The organism is Paenibacillus sp. NPDC056722 (assembly GCF_042790635.1).
Classification (GTDB): domain Bacteria; phylum Bacillota; class Bacilli; order Paenibacillales; family Paenibacillaceae; genus Paenibacillus_AQ; species Paenibacillus_AQ agri.
On sequence record NZ_JBHTYV010000014.1, the window covers coordinates 68,940 to 92,473 of the forward strand.

At 50.5% G+C, this 23,534-nt stretch carries 17 protein-coding genes; 13 read left to right on the forward strand and 4 right to left on the reverse strand.

What is annotated here, in order from left to right; translation table 11 throughout:
- Positions 1–293: 293 nt before the first annotated feature.
- Positions 294–1,586: an Nramp family divalent metal transporter gene (locus tag ACFRAM_RS24595; protein ID WP_379469027.1), complete on the forward strand. Its 1,293-nt coding sequence runs from the start codon at positions 294–296 to the stop codon at positions 1,584–1,586.
- 87 nt (positions 1,587–1,673) lie between these two features.
- Here ACFRAM_RS24595 and ACFRAM_RS24600 read toward each other — a convergent pair whose 3' ends face one another.
- Positions 1,674–2,792, reverse strand: coding sequence for an N-acetylmuramoyl-L-alanine amidase family protein (locus ACFRAM_RS24600; RefSeq protein WP_175371759.1), 1,119 nt, complete (start codon positions 2,790–2,792; stop codon positions 1,674–1,676).
- Positions 2,793–2,947: 155 nt separating this feature from the next.
- Positions 2,948–4,042 carry an LLM class flavin-dependent oxidoreductase gene (locus ACFRAM_RS24605; protein ID WP_379469030.1) on the reverse strand — a complete coding sequence of 365 codons (1,095 nt, stop codon included), beginning with the start codon at positions 4,040–4,042 and terminating at the stop codon, positions 2,948–2,950.
- A 330-nt stretch (positions 4,043–4,372) separates the two neighbouring features.
- On the opposite strand from ACFRAM_RS24605, the gene ACFRAM_RS24610 reads away from it, so the two are divergent.
- The 12 genes from ACFRAM_RS24610 to ACFRAM_RS24665 all read left to right on the forward strand — a co-directional run bounded on the left by ACFRAM_RS24610 (position 4,373) and on the right by ACFRAM_RS24665 (position 21,655).
- Positions 4,373–6,646, forward strand: coding sequence for a PAS domain S-box protein (locus ACFRAM_RS24610; protein WP_379469032.1), 2,274 nt, complete (start codon positions 4,373–4,375; stop codon positions 6,644–6,646).
- Positions 6,647–6,810: 164 nt separating this feature from the next.
- The gene (locus ACFRAM_RS24615; protein ID WP_379469034.1) at positions 6,811–7,293 is read left to right on the forward strand and encodes an RrF2 family transcriptional regulator; all 483 of its coding nucleotides are present in this window, start codon (positions 6,811–6,813) and stop codon (positions 7,291–7,293) included.
- Positions 7,294–7,543: 250 nt separating this feature from the next.
- On the forward strand, positions 7,544–8,977 hold the full coding sequence (locus ACFRAM_RS24620; protein WP_379469036.1) for an MDR family MFS transporter: 1,434 nt from the start codon (positions 7,544–7,546) through the stop codon (positions 8,975–8,977).
- A 56-nt stretch (positions 8,978–9,033) separates the two neighbouring features.
- Positions 9,034–9,918 (forward strand): methyltransferase domain-containing protein, encoded by an 885-nt coding sequence (locus ACFRAM_RS24625; RefSeq protein ID WP_379469038.1) that lies wholly within the window; start codon positions 9,034–9,036, stop codon positions 9,916–9,918.
- Positions 9,919–10,358: 440 nt separating this feature from the next.
- The gene (locus ACFRAM_RS24630) at positions 10,359–11,438 is read left to right on the forward strand and encodes a bifunctional 3-deoxy-7-phosphoheptulonate synthase/chorismate mutase (RefSeq protein ID WP_175371753.1); all 1,080 of its coding nucleotides are present in this window, start codon (positions 10,359–10,361) and stop codon (positions 11,436–11,438) included.
- Between the two features lie 223 nt (positions 11,439–11,661).
- Complete coding sequence (locus tag ACFRAM_RS24635) at positions 11,662–13,113, forward strand: SulP family inorganic anion transporter (protein WP_379469041.1); 1,452 nt, start codon at positions 11,662–11,664, stop codon at positions 13,111–13,113.
- 181 nt (positions 13,114–13,294) lie between these two features.
- Positions 13,295–14,137: a prohibitin family protein gene (locus ACFRAM_RS24640; protein ID WP_379469043.1), complete on the forward strand. Its 843-nt coding sequence runs from the start codon at positions 13,295–13,297 to the stop codon at positions 14,135–14,137.
- A gap of 434 nt (positions 14,138–14,571) precedes the next feature.
- Positions 14,572–15,864, forward strand: a complete 1,293-nt coding sequence (locus ACFRAM_RS24645) for a homocysteine synthase (protein WP_379469045.1) — start codon at positions 14,572–14,574, stop codon at positions 15,862–15,864.
- 292 nt (positions 15,865–16,156) lie between these two features.
- A complete protein-coding gene (locus tag ACFRAM_RS24650) occupies positions 16,157–17,218 on the forward strand; it encodes a hypothetical protein (protein WP_379469047.1) in 1,062 nt (353 codons plus the stop codon).
- Positions 17,219–18,199: 981 nt separating this feature from the next.
- On the forward strand, positions 18,200–20,164 hold the full coding sequence (locus ACFRAM_RS24655; protein WP_379469049.1) for a heavy metal translocating P-type ATPase: 1,965 nt from the start codon (positions 18,200–18,202) through the stop codon (positions 20,162–20,164).
- A gap of 219 nt (positions 20,165–20,383) precedes the next feature.
- Positions 20,384–21,325: a thioredoxin-disulfide reductase gene (gene trxB / locus ACFRAM_RS24660; RefSeq protein WP_175371748.1), complete on the forward strand. Its 942-nt coding sequence runs from the start codon at positions 20,384–20,386 to the stop codon at positions 21,323–21,325.
- 96 nt (positions 21,326–21,421) lie between these two features.
- Entirely contained in the window at positions 21,422–21,655 is a 234-nt protein-coding gene (locus tag ACFRAM_RS24665; protein ID WP_066365963.1) for a glutaredoxin family protein, read from the forward strand.
- Between the two features lie 146 nt (positions 21,656–21,801).
- On the opposite strand, the gene ACFRAM_RS24670 is transcribed toward ACFRAM_RS24665, so the two are convergent.
- Both ACFRAM_RS24670 and ACFRAM_RS24675 read right to left on the reverse strand, forming a co-directional pair.
- Entirely contained in the window at positions 21,802–21,996 is a 195-nt protein-coding gene (locus tag ACFRAM_RS24670) for a hypothetical protein (protein WP_066365961.1), read from the reverse strand.
- A 196-nt stretch (positions 21,997–22,192) separates the two neighbouring features.
- Positions 22,193–23,353: an ROK family protein gene (locus ACFRAM_RS24675; protein ID WP_379469052.1), complete on the reverse strand. Its 1,161-nt coding sequence runs from the start codon at positions 23,351–23,353 to the stop codon at positions 22,193–22,195.
- Between the last annotated feature and the right edge of the window lie 181 nt (positions 23,354–23,534).

The window sequence follows — 23,534 nt, forward strand, 5'->3', positions numbered from 1 at the left end:
GAAAGCTCGCATCGGAAGCATAAGCCCGCCAGATTTCAACCGCTAGAAGCGGTTATTAAAGAAGAAATCTGGGGACAACAGCGACCGGAAGTCCAAACATTCCACCGTAGTGACGACCGAGCCCTACGTTCAGATCTTCAGTTCGTCTTATATAAATGAATTTAAAATGAAAAGATTTGAAATGAAAATCTATTTACATTTTACATGGAAGGGACTATAATTCAACTATAAAGTTGCATCGAGGAAACTTTCGTGTATATAGACAACTTTCCCGGGCAAGAGGAGGGATAGACATGTTAGAGCAACAAGTTGTGGAACAAAAACTGATCAAAGAAAAGAAAGTCAAGATATCTGCCCAAGCTGTATTGGACGGAGAAGTCAAAGGTCTGAAACGGCTGTTGCCATTTCTCGGACCTGCTTTTATAGCAGCGGTTGCCTATCTCGATCCCGGTAATTTTGCTACAAATATTACAGCGGGGTCCAAGTATGGATATCTGCTGCTATGGGTGATTGTCGCCTCTAATCTGATGGCGGTACTGATCCAATCGCTGTCGGCCAAATTGGGCATTGCTACCGGTAAGAATTTACCTGAAATTGCGCATGACCGATTCCCCAAAGGCGTCTCGATTTTTCTCTGGATTCAGAGTGAACTTGTAATTATTGCTACAGACTTGGCTGAGTTTATAGGAGCGGCTTTAGGATTATATTTACTATTCGGCATCCCCATGTTGCCAGCCGCTTTGATTACTGCCGTTGGGTCGTTTGCCATACTGGAGCTACAGCGGCGCGGGTACCGTTCATTGGAAGCGGGAATTGGCGCCATGGTATTAATCGTCGTGCTGGCGTTTACTTTCCAAGTGATTGTATCCAAGCCGGATATGGGCGCAGTAGCCGTGGGCATGTTTACTCCCAGATTCGATGGTGTGGACAGCATCCTTTTGGCCGCAGGTATTCTGGGCGCAACGGTAATGCCACATGCGATCTATCTGCATTCCTCGCTGACGCAAGACCGTGTGGTCGGCCGGAATGAAGCGGAGAAGAAGAAAATCTTCAAGCTGGAACTGGCGGATATTATCATCGCCATGATTATTGCCGGAGCCGTCAATATGGCGATGATCGTTGTCTCTGCTGCACTGTTCTTCAAGAATGGCATGGTTGTGGAAGACCTGGGCGTAGCCTTTCACCAGTTCCGCGAATTAGCTGGTCCTGTTACGGCCGTTTCTTTTGGACTTGGGCTGCTTATAGCCGGATTATCCAGCTCTTCAGTGGGCACCATGGCCGGGGATGTTGTTATGCAGGGCTTCATCAATAAAAGAATCAATCTGTACCTGCGCCGGGCGATCACTACAATTCCCCCACTTGCGATTATTATTGCCGGTGTGAACGCTACAGACGCGCTGATCATGAGTCAGGTGGTGCTATCGTTCGGGATTGCTTTTGCACTTATTCCTTTGATTATCTTCACAAGCAACCGTCAAATTATGGGCGGGCTGGTCAATCTGCGGATTACTTCCATCACAGGCTGGATTATCTCGGCTCTGGTGGTTCTGCTGAACTTGTTCTTAGTCTTTGAAATGTTGTATTAAAATGAAAAGATCAAAAAAGCCCAGGCCTCTTATCCTTGTAGAACGGATAAGAGGCCTGGGCTTTTGATATGCCATGGCGCGAATGCCTTAGCGCCTGAAATAATCGGCCAGCCCGTTGGCTATAGCCTGGGCGGCTTTTTTCTGATAGGAGGCTGTGCGGGCCACCGCCTCATCAGAGGGGGTGGAGAGAAAGCCCAGCTCCATCAGGGCTGACGGTATCGAGTTCTCCCTGAGGATGTGATAATCGCCGAAGGACACGCCGTTGCTCTTCAGGCCGATGCCTTGTCCCAGCCGGGCTTCAATTGCCCGAGCCAGCTTCAGGTCAGTGCTTTCGGAATAGAAGAAGGTCAACGTTCCGGATATCTTCTTCGGTGAGGAATTATAATGGATGCTTACAAAGGCATCCGCTCCGAGCGTCTTGCCGAGCTGGGCACGCTGAGCCAGCGAAGGCTTCACGTCTTTCGTTCGGGTCATCTCGACCCGGGCGCCGGCCGCCTGCAGGTAATCGCGGACATAGAAGGCTGTCTGCAGATTCAAATCTTTTTCGAGCGTGCCGTAGGTGGTGCCAAGCATGCCGGGATCACTCCCGCCATGGCCGGGGTCCACCACGATCAGCTTGCCCTTCAGGCCGCCGGAAGAAGGAGGCGGAGCGCTATTTGTGACCGTTGCTCCGCTGCGGATGTATTGGTCTGAGACCCAGCCGGTATCTCCGCTGGCTGTGCGGATTTTTAGCCATCCGTTCTGGCGCTGCAGGATGGTTACCGTATCCTGTGCTTTCAGTGAGCCCAGCGCGCTATAGCTGGTGCCCGGGCCACTCCTGATTCGCAGGGAGCTTGCGGTAACCGTGGCTTTGGCGTTCATGCTGTTTCCGGTGGATGTCTTAACCGCCGGCGTTGCCTTGACCGCTACGGTCGTTCCGGCAGTAGGCGTTCCGTTGGTCTTCAGAAGATAGTAGCCAGCAACCCAGCCGGAAGTTGAACCGGACTTGACCTTCAGCCAGCCATGTTGTTCGTCTGTGACACTTACCACCGTACCGTTCTTCAGTGACCCCGTGATGACTGCATTCTTGGCCGGCTCGCTGCGCACATTCAAGGAATCAGCATTTACTTTGGCAGTATAGCTGACCGCGGCAGCGGCTTTGGGAGGCTGCAGCCCTATGCTGAATATGCATAAGGCTAGCATAGCAATGCCTAATAGTTTCTTCATAGGTACCTCGCTTCCGGGAAATATTCTGGGGCTGAATCTGAAAGAATCAGCCTTAGGCTCATTACCCAATTCATGAACGAAAGAATTGGATAATGCCCGTGAAGCTTTAGATTATACCATGGAGACGCTACAAAAAAATCCGGCAGAAGACCCTTTTAAAGGGAGACTGCAGAGGTCTTTTTGGCAATTTCCCGTCGTACGACAGGGGCTACCTTGGTAGCTAGCAGTTCGATGGCTGATGCCACCTTAGCGTAAGGAAGTCCACCGATATCCAGCTGAGTCATAAAGCGGTTGTGTCCGAACAGCTCATGCTGGTAAAGGATTTTCTCAATAATTTGCTGAGGACTGCCTACAGCCAAGGTATTATCGAAGGCTGCAAACTGATCGAATTCGCTGCGCGATACTGTATATCGCTGGTCTCGGCTCGGACTGATGGAATTGCGGTAGCTGTAATAGTAAGGATAAAATTCATCAAGCGCCTGCTGTGTAGTTTCCGCAATATAGCCATGACTTGTAATGGCAACCTTCAGGGACTCAAGGGAATGACCGGCCTCCATGCCGGAGCGGCGATAGCTATCGGCAAGCTCCTTGAAAGGCGCTGGATTTCCGTTCAGGATGGCAATAGCTAACCCTGTGCCAAGTGCGCCAGCTTTCTTTGCACTCTCGGGCGAGCCGCCGACGCCAACCCAGAGCGGGAGCTTATGCTGTACGGGCCTAGGAGAAATCTCCGCATTTCTGAGGGGAGAGCGGAACGAGCCTTCCCAGTTAATAATTTCATGCTGATTCAGCTCCTGAAGGAGCTGGATGTTCTCCGCGAACAAGCGATGATAGTCTTCAAGATCATAGCCGAACAGGGGAAAAGATTCCAGGAAAGCACCGCGTCCAGCAATGATCTCAGCCCGTCCATTGGATAAGAGGTCAAGTGTAGCAAAGTCCTCAAAGACCCGGACAGGATCAATGGTACTAAGTACAGTAGTAGCGCTGGTCAGCTTGATTCGGCGTGTGACCTGCGACACAGCTGCCAGGACGACAGGCACCGAGGAGATGACAAAATCCAGCCGGTGATGCTCACCGACACCAAAGACATCAAGTCCCGCCTCATCGGCTAACTTGGCAGCGGCAATCACCTCATCCAGCCGCTGCCGCGGGGTGATTGTTTTACCTGTTTTACAGTCGGCCACAATATCCCCAAGCGTATAAATGCCAAATTCAAATTCTGGTACTGCTTCTTGTTGTATAGGATTGCTCATTCTATTTAAACCCCTTGCTATTCATAGATTAATTGGTTAAAGCATGTCCGTATGGATGGAATACATGCCATTATATCATATCCACTTACGAATTGTAAGTTTGTGAGTTATTGTTTTCCCTCGCATATCGATCTTTCGGGCCAACGATACATGAGAATGGGATCATTATCGTACATTTGGAGTGTAATCGCCAGCGTCTATTCTCAATAGATAAACTCCTCTATTCACATTGACTTTCATGCAGTTATACCAGATATTTATAGTAAAGAATTAAACTATTAAATAGCTTGCTTAATGCTAGCCTTACTCCACGAAACGGCGGTGGGACAGATGTTGGGGCATCAGTCGGATAAAGAAGATTCCCGGTTGAAGGATGTGCAAGACGGGGTAGGAGCAGCTGAAGCGTTTCTCTCCCCGGAAGAAACTTGGACAAGTGTTAATTCTGGTGTAACTGGATTGCTGGGTTATTCGGAAGAGCAACTACTGGGGCGGCCATTGAGCGAGTTTTTACAGAGAGACTACAAGGATCTTTACCATAAGCAGATGGGAGCGCTGGCAGCAAGCGAAATCCCTTTTTTTGAGTGTACGTTGATGCTGGTGCATCAGGCTATGATCCCCGTTCCATTAATCATTCGGATCACACGGATCAATGAACCGTCGACGGGGAAGCTGCTCTTTTATACAGTGCTGTTAAGAGGACGATCTGGGCCTGGGGACAAGAAGAATCCTCTCTCGGATAGTGCTGACTTGTTCCGGCTCATTGCGGATAATATCAGGGATATCGTATACGTGGCGACACCAGACAGCCTCTGCCGCTACTGCTCACCCTCAGTTCATGAAGTGCTGGGTTATGAGCCGGAACAACTGGTAGGGCAGAATGTCAGCAGCTATATTCATCCGGATGATCTCAATACCCTCCAGATGCCGGGCGCGTTAGCTTATAGCAGTGTTCAGTTGCGTACCCGGCACGCGGAGGGGCATTATTTGTGGATTGAGTATACACTGCGGGTGCTGGAGGAAGAAGGTGGCGGTCGGGGCATTGTTGCCGTAGGCCGCGACATTACCGAACGCAAGATGGTAGAGCGGAAGCTACAGGAATCCGTGGAGCGCTACACCTCCCTCAAGAAGTACAACCATGATGCGGTCATTTCTTTGGGGCTGGAAGGCGATATCATCAACGGAAATGACAAGGCTTGTGAATTGACGGGATATACGATCCCCGAGCTGACCGGTCTGAACGTATCGAGCATTGTTGGATCAGAGAATCTGAACTACATTCTGGACCATTCCTCCGGGAATCACTGGGGAGAGCGGAACATCGACAAGATCAGGCACAAGGATGGTCATATGGTCGAGGTGCTGACCAGTATTGCGCCCATTGTCATTAGTGGAAGCCGGGTAGGGTTCTACATTATCGTCAAAGATATTACTGAGCAGAAAAAGCTGATGATTGCCAAAGAGACGGCCGAGCATACGAACCGTGCCAAGAGTGATTTTCTGGCGATGATGAGTCATGAAATCCGCACCCCGATGAACGGAGTGCTTGGAATGACCGATCTGCTGCTGGAGATGAGCGAACCGCAATCGGTACAGCATGAATATCTGGAGATTATCCGCCAGAGCGGAGATACACTGTTGTCGATTATTAACGATATTCTGGACTTTTCCAAAATCGAAGCTGGTAAGACAGAGCTGCACGAGGATCGTTTCGATTTGCGGCTCTGCATTGCTTCTGTAATGAACGTGCTGAGTCATAAAGCGGAGGTTAAAGGACTGTACATCGAGACCCAGGTGAATGCTGAGGTGCCGACACATTTGCTGGGTGATGGGGAGCGTCTTAAGCAGGTGTTACTCAATCTGGTTGGCAATGCGGTCAAGTTCACCTATACCGGCGGTATCAAGCTGGAGGTAAGGGTTGCAGAGCAGAAAGAAGGCAGAATTATGCTGGAATTCTCCGTTTCCGATACCGGAATTGGTATCCCGGAAGAGCTGCAGGGCCGCTTGTTCGAGCCTTTTTACCAATTGGATCATTTTATGAACCGGCGGCATGAGGGAACGGGACTTGGGCTGGCCATCACGAAGAAGCTGGTGGAGCTTATGGGCGGACAAATTACCTTGCACAGGAGAGCGGAGCCAGGAACCACATTCGTGTTCACCGCGGTTTTTCTGGATGACGCCAATGCCGCAATCGCCGAATTAGGGCAGAATGACACACAATCATTGACGGAATCCGAGGATCGTCCCTTACGGATTCTGGTTGCCGAAGATAACGAGATTAACCAGATTGTTTTGAAAAAAATGTTGGAGAAACGCGGGCACTCTGTGGAGCTGGCATCTGACGGAACCGTCGTCATGCAGCGAATAACCTGCGAATTTTTCGATCTGGTCTTTATGGATATACAGATGCCACGGACGAACGGTCTGGAGGCTACGAAATATATTAAAGAGACGCTCCCGCCGGAGAAGCAGCCGATTATTGTTGCGGTAACGGCTAATGCACTAAAAGGCGACCGGGAGCTATGTCTTGCAACAGGCATGGATGAATATATTAGCAAGCCGGTCACCAGTGAGACCTTAACGGGAGTGATCCGAAAGTTTTTTTAAAAGTGAGCGCAGCGGGGGAAGGATAGGATGGGCCGAGGAATTGGCTTATCTTATCCTCCAGCGTTCCATAAGCCAAAAATATCATTGCCATTTGGAGTTAATTTGTTTATTATGGACAATAAAGATCTATAATAATGATGATATTGAGGAGGGAGGAGAGAGACTTGCAATTTTCCAAAAGTACAGATTACGCCTTACATGCCATAATTCATCTGGGACACTCGCACCGTTGCAACAACGTCGGGATTAGGGAGTTATCTGGGACACTGGGTGTTTCCGAAAGCTATTTATCCAAAATCATGTCCAAGCTGAGACAGGATGGAATCGTACGTGCTGTGCCAGGGGTGAACGGTGGTTACGAGCTTGCCCGGCCAGCGGATCAGATTACGTTTCTTGATGTGATTCAAGTGATTGAAGGAAGACAGCAGCTATTCGAATGTTCGAATTCGGGTTCGCAGCAACACCAATTGTTAGCGGAAGATGGGGCTGTGCAGAGAGAACAGAAGCATCCGGGAAAAGAATGTTTGATTGAAAAAGTTATGAACGGCGCGGAACAACAGCTGCACCAATATTTGCGGGAACATACGATTCAGTCAGTATTGGATGAGGCGTTCAAGCGATGCAGTCATGATGTAAACAAGAAGTGATGAGCTTCTTGTGTTTTAATTATGGATATTATAGATCTATGTAAATATATATATATGAAATTACATGGAGTAGTATCGAGAAGTAGCACGTTTTTTTATTTTAATTATGGATATTATCGATCTATATAGGTTTTGTTTTGAAGGGGATATAAAGCTTTTCGATGTGGGAACTATTGGGGTGAATCAACAAGGTCAAGCTCCGTTAGTCTCGGTGTATTGCAAAGAATACAGAAACTTGGAGGAGAAACAAATGATAGAGATGCAAAATATTAAGCGCGGTCCGATCATGTTAGCACTGATCGTAGGTATGTTCGTTGCCGCGTTGAACGAGACACTAATGGGCAATGCCCTCCCCGAACTGATGAAGTCATTCGGCGTATCTGCGACGACGGTCCAGTGGCTTTCTGCTGCCTATTTGCTCATTGTCGGCGTGCTCGTTCCGGTGACAGCGGTATTGCAGCAATGGTTCACAACCCGGCAAATGTTTCTGTCGGCGATGAGTCTGTTCTTCGTCGGTACGCTCGTCTCGGCGGTATCACCGGGATTCAGTGTACTGCTGATCGGGCGGATTATTCAGGCGATAGGAACCGGCTTGCTGCTGCCACTTACAATGAACGTAATTATGACCATTTATCCGCCGGAAAAACGGGGAGCCGCAATGGGGATGTTAGGACTCGTCGTCATGTTCGCGCCAGCCATCGGTCCGACCATTTCCGGTTTGATTGTTGACGGACTTTCATGGCGCTGGTTGTTCTATCTTGTACTGCCGTTTGCGCTCCTCTCAATTATCGTGGGAACTGCTGTCCTGAAAAACGTGTCGGAGCTCACAAAACCACGGGTTGACCTCTTATCCATCGTGCTGTCAACGATTGGCTTCGGCGGAATTGTCTACGGGTTCAGCAAGGCCGGTGAGCTCGGCTGGTCGGTGCCGGAGGTCATTTGGACAATTGCGGCGGGGGGTGTCGCTTTGGCACTGTTCGTTTGGCGGCAATTACTGCTTAAAGAACCGATCATGGATTTACGGGCGTTCCGGTATCCCATGTTCGCGCTTGTCGCGGTGCTGCTGTTCGTACTGTTGATGACGTTCTTCTCGTCGGCAATCATGCTTCCAATGTTTATGCAGGGCGTGCTGATGATGACGGCATTCAAGTCCGGCTTGATCCTGCTTCCCGGTGGGGTCGTGAACGGGATTATGGCTCCAGTCTCAGGCAAGCTGTTCGACAAGTTTGGGCCTCGCGTTCTTGTTATCCCAGGACTCCTCATTGCCGCCGCCTCATTGTGGCTGTTCACCCGATTCGACGAAACGACGACCACCGGCTTCCTCGTCGCTGTGCATATTGCGCTGATGGTTGGCGTCGCGTTAGTCATGATGCCTGCACAGACAGCTGGACTCAACCAACTGCCACGCCATCTGCACCCGCACGGGACGGCGATCTTGAACACACTGCAGCAGGTGTCCGGTGCAATCGGTACTGCCCTGTACTTCAGTATTATGTCAGGCGGACAGAAACATTACTTGAACGGAGCGAGCGATCCGCATGCTCCGGCGGAAATAACCAAGGGGCTGCTGGCCGGTATCAATAACGCGTTCTGGATCGGTGTCTTCATCGCGCTCGTAGCTTTAGTACTTGGTCTCTTCCTTCGTAAAGAGAAATCGCCAGAACATGAACAGGCGGCGAGTTGAAAGTAGCTGTCCGTTTAGGAAAATCCATACTCAATAAAGAAATGTGAGGAATGATCATGAATAATTTTTTTGATGCAGCTAACTGGGAAAAAGCGTGGAAAGACGATTCTCTTTTAAAGAAAATGAAGAAGGCGGGAGTCGATCCCACGAGATCATTTGACCATAAGGCCAAGACTTTCAACGAACAATCGTTTAGCGAAGAGGGAAGAAAACGAACCAAACGGATCATGAACTGGCTTGAAGGGCAAGGGGTCCAATTCGAAAATGCCTCCGTTCTGGATATTGGCGCCGCATCTGGAGTGTTCTCGGTGCCGTTTGCGGAGAGAGGGGCTCATGTAACTGCCGTAGAGACCTCTCCCCCGCAGGTCGAATTGTTGAAAGAAAACATCTCGAAGTTCGCCGGAGATCAGGTAAAGATTGTGCCCGAGCCTTTTGAAAATATTGATGTGCAGACCAAAGGCTGGAGCGAGGCCTTCGATCTCGTCTTCGTCTCAATGTGCCCGGTCATTCACAATTGGGATAGTGTGGAAAAGATACTCCAATGCGCTCGAAAGTTCTGTTATATCAGTATGCCGGCTAGTCCTCCAGATCACAGTCTAGTAAATGAAATCTGGCCGCTCGTCACCGGTCAGCCGTTTCATACGAAACATATGGAAATGGGATATTTGCTGCATCTGCTGTTTCTTAAAGGTTATGCATACGAATCGTTAATTACGCGGGAAATGAAAACGACGGAAGTCACCAGGGAAGCGGCGTTGCAGGAAGCACTGACTTGGCTCCGTAATCACCGCCTGCCTGTAGATGAACGGAATCGAAACATTATTGCTGACTATTTGGAGCAAGCCTATCCCTCCGGCAAAGTGGTCATTCATGAGGGTGGACGTTTTGGCAAAGTACTAATTCGATTGCAGGATCAGAACATGTATACGAAAGAGAATTGAGTGAAGCGACAAAGCGTTAAATGAACCACTTGCAACCGGCTTGATTTTTGATTAAGATTGCAGCAACCAGTATATAAATGTACTGATATACAGGCAAGGACAATGACGAAGAGAGTAAGCGCAAGAAGCGGATCTTAACAGGGAAGGTGTGCCGGAGACTGAGAGCACCCTCATGAGACGGCCTGCGCTGAAGTTCACTTCCGAGTCGGCCCCTGAAGTGTTTTGCCAATCGGCACAAGCATGAGTAGGGTGGCCCGCGCCCCGCGTTACCGGGTGAAAGACAGAATGTTCTTTCGCGGCAGAAGCAACCGCCAGGTTTCTTTGGAAATGCCGATTACCGGAGGTCATTCTAAATTAGGGTGGTACCACGGCTCCTCGTCCCTTGCGACGGGGGCCTTTTTTGCGTTCCAAATATATGATGAAGAAGAGGAGTGGAAGGTATGAGTAATGTGGAATTGGATGAGCTGCGAGAGCGTCTGGATGGAATTAACGGTCAATTGTTAGAGCTGATTTCCGATCGGGCAAAGATTGTTCAGGAGATTGGTACTTTGAAGGAAAAGCAGGGCGTGCCGAAGTTCGATCCCGAGCGGGAGAAACAAATGCTGGAGAAGCTGGTAGCGAGCAATAAGGGACCGTTTACCGACAGTACGATCCGCAGCTTGTTCAAGCAAATATTCTCAGCCTCCCTTGATCTGCAATCAGCTGAACATAAGAAGACCCTTCTGGTCAGCCGGAAAAGCCAGCAGGAGGATACAGTCATTACGCTCCCTGGAGATGTAACTGTGGGCGGTTTGTCTTCCTTGATGGTGGCCGGACCTTGTTCGGTAGAAAGCGAGCTTCAGACCCGTACCGTAGCGGCAGCCTTGCAAAAAGCCGGAATCCGCGTTATGCGCGGCGGAGCTTTCAAGCCTCGGACCTCTCCGTATGATTTCCAGGGCCTTGGCATGGATGGCTTGCGGATTCTGCGTGAAGCAGCAGACGAATACGGCCTGCTGACGATCAGCGAGATTGTAGACCCGGCCCATCTGGAGCCAGCGCTGGATTACGTGGATATTATTCAGATTGGTGCCCGCAATATGCAGAACTTCGAGCTGTTGAAGGCGGCAGGGGAGCTGAATAAGCCGGTGCTGCTGAAGCGTGGACTTGCAGCGACCATGGAAGAATTCCTGCATGCAGCCGAATACATCATGTCTCGTGGCAACACGCAGGTCATGCTGATTGAACGCGGCATCCGCACGTACGAGAAATGGACCCGTAACACACTAGATATTTCAGCTGTGCCGATCTTGAAGCAGGAGAGCCATTTGCCGGTGCTAGTGGATGTCACCCACTCCACAGGACGTAAGGACATTCTGGTGCCTTGTGCCAAGGCCGCACTCGCTGCTGGTGCCGACGGCATTATGGTTGAGGTGCACCCCGACCCGGCCACAGCATTGTCCGATGCGGCGCAGCAGCTGAACATTGATGAGTTCAATACGTTCTTCGATCAAGTGAAGGCTTCGGGCCTGTACAAACAATAAATTATTTAGATCAATTTATGTAACGCCATTAAATATATTGAATTTGAAATAAATCGGCAGAATACGGGAGAAAAGGAGAGGTATAAGCGCTTACAAGGTAGCGATGACTTTTTGTGAAGGTGACGGGTAGTCGGGTACAATAAGCAGCATCAGCGTTGCACCGGACCCGGACTTATAGGATAAGTCCTAAATACCCTTAACATCATTGGAGGATCACAGAAACTTGAAGCAGCTTACATTGAATAATGGGTGGTTCTCCAACACCCGCAGCGATATTCTTTCCGGAATGACGGTAGCCGTTGCGCTCATTCCGGAAGCGATCGCTTTCTCCATTCTGGCGGGAGTCAGTCCGATGGTGGGACTGTACGCTTCCGTTTGCATTGCAATGATTACAGCATTTGCGGGAGGAAGACCCGGCATGATCTCGGCAGCCACGGGAGCGATGGCGCTTCTGGTTGGCACGTTGGTGGCACAGTACGGGATCGAGTACCTGTTCGCTGCCACCGTATTAACAGGTCTGATCCAGATTTTGATGGGTACCCTGAAGCTGGGGCGGTTCATTACTTTCGTGCCACAGCCGGTGATGACCGGATTTGTAAATGCTTTGGCGATCCTGGTTTTTATGGCCCAACTCACGCATTTCAAAGGACAAGGCTGGATCATGTACGGTCTGGTAGCTCTGACATTGGTTATTATCTATGTGGTACCAAAGTTCACCAAAGTCATTCCTTCCGCTTTATTTGCAATTATCGCCGTTTCGGTCCTCAGCATCTCACTGCATTTAGATGTGAAAACCGTAGGGGATATGGGCAATATTACGGCGGCACTGCCGTTATTTCATATTCCGCAGGCGCCTTTTACACTGGATACGTTGCTGATTATATTGCCCTACTCCCTTTCGCTCGCGGTTGTTGGCTTACTTGAATCGCTAATGACGGCAACGCTGATCGATGACATTACCGGCACTGGCAGCGACAAGAACCGGGAAGCGAAAGGCCAGGGGCTGGCGAATGTCGTAACCGGATTTTTCGGTGGTATGGCAGGCTGCGCGATGATCGGTCAATCCATGGTTAACATGAAGTCCGGCGGGCGCACTCGCCTGTCCACGTTCGTATCAGGTATCTTCTTATTGTTCCTGATTCTCGTTCTCGGGGATGTCGTCAAGCAGATTCCGATGGCTGCACTCGTCGGTGTAATGTTTATGGTCTCGATCAGCACGTTTGAGTGGGGTGCACTCAAGACATTGGCCCGCGTACCTGTAAGCGATGCGCTGGTGATGATTGTAACCGTGGTAACGGTTGTAGCTACGGACAATTTATCCATAGGCGTGTTGTTCGGTGTATTGCTTAGTGCCTTGTCATTTGCCTGGAAAATCGCCTCGATCCGTGTTACCGTTCAGGAAGCCTCTTCTTCCAGAACCTATAGGGTATCCGGTCAATTATTCTTTGGCACAACAAGTCATTTCGTTCAGCAGTTTCAATATGAAACCGACCCGGCGGAGATCATCATCGACTTCTCACATTCCCATGTCTGGGACCAGTCGGCAGTGAGTGCAATTGCGAAGATCATCGGCAAATATGCTCAGCATGACAAGAAGGTTATCATCACAGGACTGAATGAAGAAAGCTCACGCCTGCTTAAGCGGGTTGGCCTATCCTTATTCGGTGGTCATTAGACCTATATGAACAACCAGGTGTTGATATTTTCAGACCTGAATGAAACAGCTCTTTCCTTGGAGGAAAGGGCTGTTTTTGTTGAAATCCAATTTATTGAAACTGATCGGTTACGACCACCGTATAGAGGGTTAAGCCAGCAGCTGGGCTACCGGCTGCTCATGATAAGCAGGAGGAGATTAAATGAATGTGGAGTTGAACCCAAAGACAAAGCAGTTCCACCCTGGCAAACTAATTGGTGGTATTGTCGCTGTACTGGTTGTAGCTGTGCTTGGAACTAATGCATACGCTTCGGTGGAATATGGTCATGTCGGTTTGTACAAAACCTTCGGGAAGCTAAATGATAATACCTTGGCGCCGGGTATTCATTTTAAAATTCCGTTTATCCAAACTGTCATTCAGGTCAATACACAAGTCACCAAATCCGAGACCGATACCTCTGCGTCTTCCAAAGACCTGCAGCCGGTATCAACTCATGTGGCGGTCAACTATTCGGTGAACAAAGCTTCGGTCTTTCACCTGATGAACAATATCGGGGGTAATTATGATACGGTCATCATCAGTCCGGCCATTCAGGAGATTGTCAAAGAAGTCACTGCCAAATATCCTGCCGAGGATCTGATCACACGCCGTGATGTGGTGTCCGGGGAGGTTAGCGACCAGCTCAAGACCCGTTTGGCCAAATACGATCTGATCGTTAATGATATTAACATTGTTAACTTTAAATTCTCCGACGCTTTCAATCAGTCAATAGAAGCTAAGCAGGTCGCCCAGCAGCAGGCGCTCAAGGCCGAGAATGATCTGCGGCGGATCGAGATTGAGGCAAAGCAGAAAGTAGCTCAGGCACAGGCCGAAGCAGAATCGCTGCGGCTCAAGAAGCAGGAGGTTACTCCTGAACTGGTGCAGCTGAAGCAGATTGAGGTACAGGAGAAGGCGCTCGATAAATGGAATGGTGTCCTGCCTACCGTGACAGGAGGGGCTACCCCGTTCGTGGATGTTCAAGCTCTCACACAACAGAATCCGTAGAGCATCTGAATCCGATCGCGATAGATTAAATGGAAGGTTGTCCTGCATGCCTGGGAGGGGGCGGGGACAGCCTTTTCTGTTATCTATGATTTTAGGGGGAAATCCTCCTCTAACATAAAGGTTGGACAAGCACTGCAGCCTGTTGTAACATGTATTCAACCTCTTTAGTAATTATCTGCCATACAGGCCCGAGGTTCTCCTGTCAGCAGGACTTCTATAACCGGTTCATGATAACGGTTTCTTTTAGGTGGAAATTTATATTTTGTCCACACGTTTATGCCTTTGGAAGGAATAAGGGGATATTATTATAAAATTCGATAATTCACACCGGAATAATAAGATTTTTTTCTTTTCAAATGACAAGGTTTGTGAGAAAATAAGTCCAACCAATTATTTGAATTCATTACTTTTTAAATTATAAGGAGGAAATACCTATGTCAGAAGAACGCAAGCAGTCCTTTGAAACGTTGGCCGTTCATGCCGGCCAAGAGATCGATCCAACTACTTTGTCCCGTGCCGTACCGCTCTACCAGACAACCTCTTACGGCTTTCGCGATACGGAGCATGCTGCGAACCTGTTCGCACTGAAAGAGTTCGGCAACATCTATACCCGTATCATGAACCCGACCACTGATGTATTTGAGCAGCGGATTGCGGCGCTTGAAGGCGGAGCAGGCGCGCTGGCGACAGCTTCTGGCTCGGCGGCTATTTCCTTCTCCATCTTGAACATTGCAGGCGCGGGAGATGAGATTGTCTCTTCTGCCAGTCTTTACGGCGGTACATATAATTTGTTCTCAACTACGCTTCCGAAGCTGGGCATTAAGGTGCATTTTGTGGATTCGGATAACCCGGAGAACTTCCGCAGTGCGATTAATGACAAGACTAAAGCTATCTTTGCGGAGACCATTGGTAATCCACAGGGGAATGTCCTGGATATCGAAGCGGTTGCGGCGATTGCCCATGAACACGGTCTTCCGCTGATCGTTGACAACACCTTCCCGAGCCCGTATCTGTTGCGCCCAATTGAACATGGTGCGGATATCGTGGTTCATTCCGCTACCAAGTTTATCGGTGGTCACGGTACATCTATCGGTGGCGTCATTGTAGATGGCGGTAAGTTCGATTGGAAGGCTAGCGGCAGATTCCCGGGCCTGACCGAGCCGGACCCAAGCTACCATGGTGTAGTCTATACGGAAGCCGTAGGTCCAATCGCTTATATCATCAAGGCGCGCGTTCAATTGCTGCGTGATTTGGGAGCATCGATCTCGCCGTTTAACTCTTGGTTGCTCTTGCAGGGTCTGGAGACTTTGCACCTGCGTCTGGAACGCCATAGTCAAAATGCACTGAAGGTGGCACAGTATCTGGAAGCCCATGATGCGGTAGAATGGGTCAGCTACGCTGGTCTGCCGAGCCATCCTTCCTACGAGCTGGCGCAGAAGTATCTGCCGAAGGGCCAAGGTGCCATTCTTACGTTTGGGATCAAGGGCGGCAGCGATGCTGGACGCAAAGTGATCGAGAACGTGAAGCTGTTCTCACACTTGGCAAATGTCGGTGATTCCAAGTCGCTGATTATCCATCCGGCCAGCACCACGCACCAGCAGTTGTCTGATGAGGAGCAAGCTTCGGCAGGAGTAACACCTGAACTGCTTCGTTTGTCGATTGGTACTGAATCTATTGACGATATTCTATATGATCTGGAACAGGCTATCGCTGCAAGTCAGCAGTAATCTTCTTCCATCAAGCATCCTGTGCTACTTGGTTATCAGCCTTTCTTCCAAGCAGCTGGCAGTCTTCGCCCCGGTTCCCGGAGTGAAGACTGCCAGCTCTTCTCGAAGAAGGAAGATTCTTCGTAGTCCGGATGCTTTTTTTGGTTTTGTCCGCTCCGGGTGGATTTGGCAACGCTTGCATATTTCCAGCTGCATTCCAGTATTTATAAGTGAAGCATGAAACTGCCGGTAATCCGGAAGTTGTCCCGTGAGGAGCCGGCAGGAATCAAAAGCTGAAAAGGTGGGTGCGGAAATGAAGGGTGAACGTCAGCAGCAGGATCAAATCCAAAAGAATGAGGAGCGCCCGTTAATGAATAGCGCAGATGAGCAGGTTCGAGAAGCGGACCTGACTCCAAAGGGTTCCGCAGTTCCATCACCTGCAGAACCTGAAGTAAGCAGTGTGCGCAGAGAAGCGGCGCTGCCGCTGAACCGCACGTATTTCAAGCGTACCGGCTTGCAGCCCTCTTTTCTGGTGCTGCGTGACGGTCGGAACGACCGCCCGGCCCCGCGTCCGGAGGGCGGGGCCATACCTGCAGGGCCTTGCCTGATCCGCAGCGAGGAATGGCTGCAGGCCCCGGAGCTGACCAGCCTATATGACAGCTGGCTGGCTAGTGAGGATGGTCCAGCTGCGGATCGTGCGCTCCAGCGCATCTATTATCGGCTGCGGGCCGAAGCCGCCGAGCTGCTGGAGTCTCCGGACGGCGACTGGGCCGTCGTCACCCTGTTGTCCCCGCCGGAGCTTGCGGGACGGCGGTCCCGGCTGGCCTCGCTTCAGGATGCGCAGCTGGAAGCGCTGTTCGCTGCGGTGGCGGAGCGGCAGCGCCAGGGCGGCGAATGCCGCCTGGATCTGCTGGCGCCATCACCCGCCAGCGCAGCCGAATTCGCGGCACAGCGCGAATTCATCGAGGAAGTGGCCGATCAGACACTCGGCCACGCTTTTGCGGCGGCTTGCCGCATCGGGGCGCTAATCGCCCCCGATGCCGAGCGTGCCGCCGCCGGGGAAATCGCGCGTATCGCCGATTTCCTTGTGCTTGACGGCGCGGCGGGCGAAGCCGCGCCGGAGGAGGACGCCGCGCAAGACTTCGTCGCCGCGGCGGGCCAGGTCCTGGCCGCCGTGCGCCGCGTGCGGCCGGCGGCTGTGGTGTTCGCCGCCGGAGCTGCGGCGGCGCCAGCCTTGGCCGATCTGTATGAGATCGGCCTCAGCGGGATCTTTTGCAGCGCCGGTCAGCGGACCGAGGCGCTGCTGCGGGCGGCCTGCCTGACGTGGATCGCGCGGCAGGAGAACATGGATACAGCTGCCGGAGGCGGGCTGTAGTAGAGCAAGAGCAGGTCCGGGCACCGTGGACCTGCTTTTTTTTGCGTTCAATAGTACAATAACGCCTACATAAAAATAGGCGCATCTATAGTAGAACGCATTTAAAAACAAACATAGCCAAGAAATAAGAGTGCCTACATAAGAAGAAGCATCGACGTGTAATTAACGGCATTTTTGTACCTTAAATCCTCCGCAGCTAAGGGTTATTGGAGATTAAGTGCAATATTGTACCTTAAATCTTCCACAATCCCCCATCCAGCGTGGTTTTTCGAAAAATAAGGTACAAAAATGCCCTTATTTAACTATTTTAGCTATATTAAAGAAAAATAAGGTACAAAAATGCCGTTAGTTGGGGAGGTAATTACTCTTTTCCATTGTTAAGACGACTGGTGAAGGGGAATTTACCGCTCCTATTAAAATTGTTGGATTTGAACAGCCATGGATAATAGGTATTGATATAGACAGTCTATGACCCGGTGCTAGCTCTCCCATGGAAAGCTTCCAGGCGAGCGCTTTGCGCCTACAGCTACACTTCCACGTTTGCTCACGTTCGTTCACCTTCGCTTTTTGTGAATTTCTTTTGTTAGGCTTATCTAGCGCTTTACATATTTTGCGGAAAGGGGTATTATGACCTTAAGTTGCACCGAGGAAATATATTTGTACTGTTACAACAATGATTATCGTTCTCAATGGCGCTCTCATCACGACTTATGGCAGAATGACAACCTGAATACAATTTCATATTCTTTTTAACATGCTGTCCCGGCTAAGCCGGGGCAGCATGTGTCATTTTAGGGGTCATAAGAATGGCTCTCATTCTCAGTGAGAGGCAGGCGTAAGCTCCCGAAGCCAGTTTTGCTGCGAAGGGAACACCAGAAAGTCCAGCTCCACAAAACTAAGCATATGCTCCCGAAGCAAGTTTTGTTGCGAAGGGACACAGGAAGCTTATGCTTCACAAAACTTTACAGGAAGGTGATTACTATGCAAGCAACTAAACGTTTACCCCGCGAAGGGGCCTTATCCCGAGGCGCTAAGCCGCCCGGTGCACCACAGCCCAGGAGGTTCGATCCTCGTGCAATGCTGAGCAACACAGAAATGCAAGCCGCGCTAGGCAGCGGGCTGATCATGCTGCTGGCTTGGGCAGTAGGCGGCTGGTCGCAGATTCTTTCCATTGTTCTTTACGTAATCTCATATACGATCGGCGGCTGGATTAAGGCCAAGGAGGGCGTGGAGACACTGATCAAGGAACGCGATCTCGACGTCAACTTACTGATGATTGCCGCAGCGCTGGGTGCTGCGACCATTGGATACTGGAATGAAGGGGCTATGCTGATTTTTATCTTCGCCCTAAGTGGCGCGCTGGAGAGCTATACGATGGAGCGCAGCAAAAAGGACATTTCCTCACTCATGACCTTGAAGCCAGCCACTGCGGTACGGATTGAGCAGGGCGCTATGAACGAGGTCGATATTGAGCAGCTTTCTATCGGAGACCTGCTGCTGGTCCGCCCTGGCGAACTGATCCCTGCCGATGGCTTGGTCTGCCGGGGGGAATCGGCTGTCGATCAATCCTCTATTACAGGAGAGTCACTGCCTGTAGAGAAGTCTTCCGGACATGAAGTGTTTGCCGGTACGGTAAACGGGGAAGGCCCGCTGTATATTGAAGTGACCAAAGCTGCGGGGAACACTCTTTTTGCCAGAATCATCAAAATGGTAGAAGAAGCCGAGACCGAAGTGCCGGACTCGCAGCGTTTCATTAAACGTCTGGAGGCGGTGTATGCCCGGGTGGTTGTTGGAACAACCCTGGTTCTGATGCTGGCCCCTCCGTTTTTGCTTGATTGGAGCTGGAGCGATACTTTTTACAAAGCTATGGTGTTCCTGGTTGTGGCTTCACCGTGTGCATTGGTTTCCTCTATTATGCCTGCGATGCTGTCGGCCATTTCCAAAAGCGCACGCAAAGGTATCCTGTTCAAGGGCGGGTTGCACTTGGAGAATATGGCCCGGACGGCTGTTGTTGCTTTTGACAAGACGGGGACATTGACCGAAGGCGTGCCACAGGTGACGGATTTCATTGCTGGAGAGGGATATGACGAGCGAGAACTGCTGATGGTTAGTGCCTCGATCGAGAACATGTCCCGCCATCCGTTGGCGGAGGCGATTGTGCGCAAGGCGGAGGAAGCAGGATTGGTGCTGCGGAGTGTACAGGATAGTAAATCCTTGACGGGATGGGGCATTGAAGGGACAGTTGACGGAAAAAGCTGGCGAATCGGCAAGTCCAATTTGTTGGATGAGCTGTCTTCATCCCCGGCCAGCGCTGATATGGAAGCATGGATGTCTGCACGCCGCAGGCTAGAGGGCGAAGGCAAGACGGTGTCGCTAATTATGGACGGGGAGCAGATCGCGGGAATGATCGCATTGCAGGATTCCTTGCGTCCACAAGCGGAGGCAGCGGTTCAGAAGTTGCAACAGCTTGGGATCAAAGTGGCGATGCTCACTGGAGACCGGGCCGCTACGGCTGAGGCTATCGGGGCGAAGACGGGAGTGGACCTGATTTTTGCGGATCTGCTGCCAGAGGATAAAGTGGCTCATGTTAAGGCATTACGTGAACAATACGGACATGTGGTCATGGTCGGTGATGGTGTGAATGATGCGCCTGCACTGGCAACGGCAACGGTGGGTCTTGGGATGGGCATGAAGGGCAGCGGGGCTGCGCTGGAGATTGCCGATGTCGTTCTGATGAACGATAATATCGAAGAGATTGCATCGACAATTGCCTTGGCCCGGCGTTCACAGCGCATTGTGAAGCAGAACATGATTTTTGCCGTAACGGTAATCGCCACACTGGTTATCAGCAACTTGATTCAGGGCATCGCCCTTCCGCTCGGCGTCGTGGGCCATGAAGGCAGCACCATTCTGGTTATTCTGAACGGACTGCGGTTGTTGCGCTGATGTTGGCATTTGGCCCTAAATTGAACTTGTAAAAATAACATAGAAGCGCCTAGTTCAGCCTATTAATTTCTAGAAATTGAATTGTTCACAAAATAGTCCACGAGGGAGGAGTCTGGCATATTGACAGATTCCTTTTCTTTTATCATAATAAGTACTACATTATAATTATTTTAAATAAGAACTGACGCTAATGCCGTCCGTCATAAGGAGGATATAGTCATGTATAAATCTATTATCGTGGGTACTGGACCTGCCGGATTGACTGCTGCAATTTATCTGGCCCGTGCCAACCTGAACCCACTGGTTATCGAAGGACCGCAACCAGGCGGACAATTAACTACAACTACTGAAGTAGAGAACTTCCCGGGATTCCCGGAAGGAATTATGGGTCCGGATCTTATGGACAATATGCGCAAGCAGGCTGAACGTTTCGGTGCAGAATTCCGCACTGGATGGGTGAACAGCGTGGAACTGGGCGAGCGTCCATTCAAGCTGAACGTGGAAGGTATGGGCGTTCTGGAGACGGATACCCTGATTCTGTCCACCGGTGCAACAGCCAAATACCTCGGTATTCCTGGAGAACAGGATAATGTTGGACGCGGCGTGAGCACGTGCGCTACTTGCGACGGATTCTTTTTCCGTGGTAAAGAGATCGTGGTTGTCGGCGGCGGTGACTCCGCGCTGGAGGAAGCTGGCTTCCTGACCCGTTTTGCCTCGAAAGTAACTTTGGTGCATCGCCGGAATGAGCTGCGTGCCTCCAAAATCATGCAGGACCGTGTCCGCGCTAACTCTAAAGTAGAGTGGGCCTTGAACCGTAATCCGCTGGAAGTAACCTCTGGTGACAACGGCGTGAACGGATTGAAGGTTCTGAACAATGAGACCGGACAAGAAGAGATCATCGAAGCTAGCGGCGTGTTCGTGGCGATTGGCCACCACCCGAATACAGCATTCCTCGGCGGACAGATTACTACGGATAGCAACGGCTATATCGTGACTAATCCTGGTACCTCCGAAACAAACATCCCGGGCGTATTCGCTTGCGGCGATGTGCAGGATACCCGCTACAGACAAGCTATTACAGCAGCAGGCAGTGGTTGTATGGCAGCTATGGATGCTGAGAAATACATCGAGAGTCTGGAGCACAGCGCAGTAATTCTGTAACTTGGTACATTACGCACTGCGGTGCTACAATAGATGATGTTATATTTGCTACAAAAGAGGGCTGTCGCCCCATATTGAACAGGAGGAGATCATACGATGGAAAACGTAATTGTGTACACATCCACCAACTGTCCGCATTGCCGTCAGGTAAAAAGCTTCCTCGGCGAGAAAGGCATTTCCTATGAGGAGCGCAACATCGAGCAGAATGATGATTTTGCTCAGCAGGTCTGGGATATGGGGATGAGAGCTGTGCCTGTAACTGTAATTGGCGATTTCAAAATCGTAGGCATGAACAAGCTCCAATTTGACAAGGCCTTGGCAACTTTATAATAGATGGGCCATTTGGCCGGAGAAAAAGCCGCTTCCGTTATGGAGGCGGCTTTTTTGCGGGCAATGAAACGCTAGTTGATGGAGCAGACGGAGCATATTTCTTTACCCTATTAAAAGTTAATGGGCTTCATTAATTCTTCTAGTTGTTAGACCAAAACCATAATCATCTGAAAAACCACGTATACGGCAACACCGCTGCCGATTAGCATGAATCCGGATTTTTTTCTGGACTGGAACAGGCGCAACACACCGAGACTGACTAAAGGCGCGATAATGAGCAAAAATAGCAGTACAGTGATGAACATTTGTGCCGAGATATCAGACGTATCCACATAGGTCATAGACGCTCTCTCCATTTCAGAAAAAAGGGTGATGGTGATAAATATCACACCGCGTACCCTTCATTATATAGGATTGAAATTGTTTTTACTGCACCTGAGACCAAAAAAAATAGGCGATTTTACGTCATTTTACAGCTGTGATTTTCGTTTCGGATGCCGTTCGCGCTTCTTGCCTGAAAAGGTAGCAAAGGATCTCCTACAGCGTTACACGTGTGTCTCCGAGAAAATGCATGACAGCGGCAAAAGCGGCGCCAATCATGGCTCCACGGCTGCTCAGCTCAGAGAATACAATCTGGAGCTGCTGCTTATGATAAGGCAGTGTTCGCTCCGCCACTACACGTTGCAACGGCTCGATCAGCCAGTCACGGGCCACAGATAATGTTCCCCCGATAACAATAAGCTCCGGGTTGAAGCTGTTGATCACGTTGGTCAATCCAATGCCCAGCGCTTCGCCCATGACATTGAAATGGCGTAGCGCATCTTCCTGGCCGATCTCCGCGTACCGGACCAGTTCCGGTGTAGTTCGCGCCGGGAGGTGGAGATCAGGCTGATCATAGGTTTTTTCCGAAGCGTATAATTCCCAGCAGCCGCGATTGCCGCAGCTACACGGCTGGCCGTCCGCCTCGATGGACATATGTCCAGTCTCCCCGGCATAGCCTCGTGCACCCTTGTACAGCTCGCCGCCGATAATAATCCCGGACCCGATCCCCGCTCCGGCACTGATATAGAGCAGGTGCCGGATATCTCGTGCTACGCCGAAGTTCAGCTCTCCTTGTGCGCCTGCATTGGCTTCATTGTCGACAGTGACCGGAACGCCAAACTCCTCCTCCAGCAAATCCCGCAGCTCTACCATTTCCCAACCCAGGTTGGGTGCAAACAGGACTACGCCATTCTCGTCAACCATACCAGGGACTCCGGCGCCGATGCCGACGATCCCGTAAGGGGTGTCAGGCGCCTTGGCGATCAGGCTGGCGATTATCCCCTTCATCTCCCCAAGCACATGCGGCAGGTGGTGGTTGTCCAAGGGGGCATGGATCTCCTCCAGAATACCTCCGCCCAGATCACAGAGCACCGCCGTGATCTGTTTGACACCCAGCTCAATACCAACAACGCTGCCAGCCATGCTGTTGAAGTGCAGGATCAGGGGTTTACGTCCGCCGCTGGAGATCCCCGGTCCGGCTTCCGTAACTAGCTGCTCGGTGCACAACTCTGCTACCAGATTGGATACGGTCGCTTTATTGAGCCCGGTCGTTTCCGAGACCTTGGCTCGGGAGATGGGGGAATGCTTGCGAATGGTATGAAGCACAATTGATTTATTTATCTTTTTGACCAACGCCTGGTCACCGGTTACCTTCACGAATCACACTTCCTTCTTAAGAACGTTCCCACGAATAACATGCCATTTAGTCTAAAACGATAGTTAGTAAAATGCAACTTTCACCACTTAACCCGGGGTAGAGGAAGTGATAAATACAATTCGAAAGATTAGCATAGGGTGGGATAAGCAGCAAAATAAAAACTTTGTTTAACCAATATAC